Consider the following 2,572-nt stretch of genomic DNA (forward strand, 5'->3'; position numbering starts at 1 on the left):
TCCCGCCGCCAGGCCCGCGCCCGGAGCCACGCCATGAGCCGCCCGCAATACATCCTGCAGCCGGTCAATCCTTACTTCATCACGTTCAGCCTGGCCGCCGCGTTCCTGCTGAACCTGATGCCGTGGGGCCGGATGGCCGGCGTGCCTGATTTTGTGGCCGTTGTCCTGCTTTTCTGGAACGTTCACCAGCCGCGGCGTGTCGGAATGGGCATCGCGTTTTTGCTCGGCATGTTGATGGACGTTCACAATGCGAGTCTGCTCGGCGAGCACGCGCTTGCGTATACGTTGTTGTCGTACGGCGCCATCACCATTCACAGGCGCGTATTGTGGATGTCGTTGCCCGTGCAGACGTTCGTGGTCGCACCGCTCCTGATCGGCGCGCAGATCGTTCCGTTCGTGATTCGCCTGCTGACCGGCGCGGCGTTTCCCGGCTGGAGCTATCTGGTCGATGGATTCGTGGAAGCCATTTTGTGGCCGCTCGCGAGTTTCCTGCTGCTGATTCCGCAGCGCCGCGCCACCGATCCTGACGACACACGTCCCATTTGAGTTGCCAGTTGATTCAAGCGCCTGCCGGTGTGCCGGTTAAGCCGCACGCCACAGTCGCCACACACGCGGTCCCCGCGAAGATTGCATGACCGAATTTCAGAACGCCGAACAACAGTTATCGAAGTTTCGCCTGCGCGTAGCAGCCGCCGGCTTGTTCGTGTTCGTCTGCTTCGGGCTGATCGGCGTGCGGTTCCTGTATCTGCAAGTCTGGCATTTCAGCAAGTACTCACTGCAGGCCGATGAAAACCGTATCTCGGTTGCGCCTATCGTGCCGAATCGCGGAATCATTACCGACCGCAACGGCGTAGTGCTGGCAAAGAACTATTCGGCTTACACGCTGGAAATCACGCCATCGAAGATCAACACCACGCTCGACGATGAAATCGACCGCATCGCGACCGTGATTCCCGTCGACGCACGCGACCGCCGGCGCTTCAAGAAGCTGCTGGAAGACTCGAAGAATTTCGAGAGCCTGCCCATCCGGACCCGTCTCACCGACGAAGAAGTCGCCCAGTTCACCGCGCAGCGTTTCCGCTTCCCGGGCGTGGAAGTGCGCGCGCGGCTGTTCCGCCAATATCCGCTGGGACCGACGGCGGCGCACGTGATCGGGTATATCGGGCGGATTTCGCAGCGCGATCAGGAGCGTATCGACGCCGCAAGCGACCAGAACGACGCCGACACCGATCACTACGATCCGCGTCTGGACGCGAACAACTACAAGGGCTCCGATTACATGGGCAAGATCGGTGTCGAGCAAAGCTACGAGACCGAGTTGCACGGGCTGACGGGTTTCGAGGAAGTGGAAGTGACGGCGGGCGGACGGCCGGTGCGCACCATGTCGCGCACGCAAGCCACGCCGGGGAACAACCTGGTGTTGTCGCTGGATATCGGCTTGCAGCAGGTCGCCGAGCAGGCGTTCGCGGGCAAACGCGGCGCGCTGGTCGCCATCGAGCCATCGACTGGCGATGTGCTCGCGTTTGTGTCGGCGCCGAGTTTCGATCCGAATTCGTTTGTGGACGGCATCGATCAGCAGACCTGGGATTCGCTCAACAATTCGCCCGATCATCCGTTGTTGAACCGTCCGCTGCACGGCACGTATCCGCCGGGTTCGACCTACAAGCCGTTCATGGCGCTCGCCGCGCTGACGCTGCACAAGCGCACGCCGGGCTGGGGTTTCCAGGACCCGGGCTCGTACACGTTCGGCGGCCACACCTTCCGCAACGACGTGCGCGCGGGTCAGGGCTGGGTCGACATGAACCGCGCGATCGTGGTCTCCAACGACACGTATTTCTACATGCTCGCGCACGATCTGGGTGTGAACGCCATGGCCGGTTTCATGAAGCCGTGGGGCTTCGGGCAGATCACGGGCATCGATATCTACGGCGAAGCGCGCGGCATCCTTCCATCGACGGATTGGAAGAAGAAGGCGTATCGCAAGCCCGAACAGCAGCGCTGGTATGAAGGCGAGACGATCAGCCTGGGTATTGGACAGGGCTACAACTCGTTCACCATCCTGCAGCTCGCGCACGCCACGGCGACGCTCGCGAATGACGGCGTAGTCATGAAGCCGCATCTGGTGAAGGAAGTCGAGAATCCGATCACGAAGGCCGTGCGTCTGACGGTGCGCGCGCCGAGCGACAAGATTGCGGTGAGGCAGGCGGACGTCGACTTCATCAAGCGCGCAATGGAAGGCGTGGTCACGAACGGCACCGCGGTCAAGATCTTCCGCGGCGCTCAATATGTGTCGGCTGGCAAGACCGGCACGGCGCAGGTTTATTCGTTGCAAGGCGCGAACTACTCGGGCCACGCGACGGCCGAGCACTTGCGAGACCATGCGTTGTATATCGCGTTTGCGCCGGCAGAGCATCCGACCATTGCGATTGCGCTGATCGTCGAAAACGGCGGCTGGGGTGCGGAAGCCGCTGGTCCGATTGCACGCAAAGTGCTCGACTATTACCTCGTCGACCGGTTGAAGCCGGGTGCAGAAGCGGCGGCGGTGGCGGCGGCGGCATCGGCCACGGAAGGA

2 protein-coding genes are annotated in these 2,572 nt (G+C 62.1%); both read left to right on the forward strand.

The features are described 5' to 3' along the window. Positions 1-33: 33 nt before the first annotated feature. Positions 34-546: a rod shape-determining protein MreD gene (gene mreD, locus ACRXB1_RS34355; RefSeq protein ID WP_062168578.1), complete on the forward strand. Its 513-nt coding sequence runs from the start codon at positions 34-36 to the stop codon at positions 544-546. Between the two features lie 85 nt (positions 547-631). Then, the coding region (mrdA, locus tag ACRXB1_RS34360; RefSeq protein WP_449494576.1) for a penicillin-binding protein 2 at positions 632-2,572 on the forward strand (1,941 nt) is incomplete at its 3' end.

Source organism: Caballeronia sp. M23-90 (genome assembly GCF_053574605.1).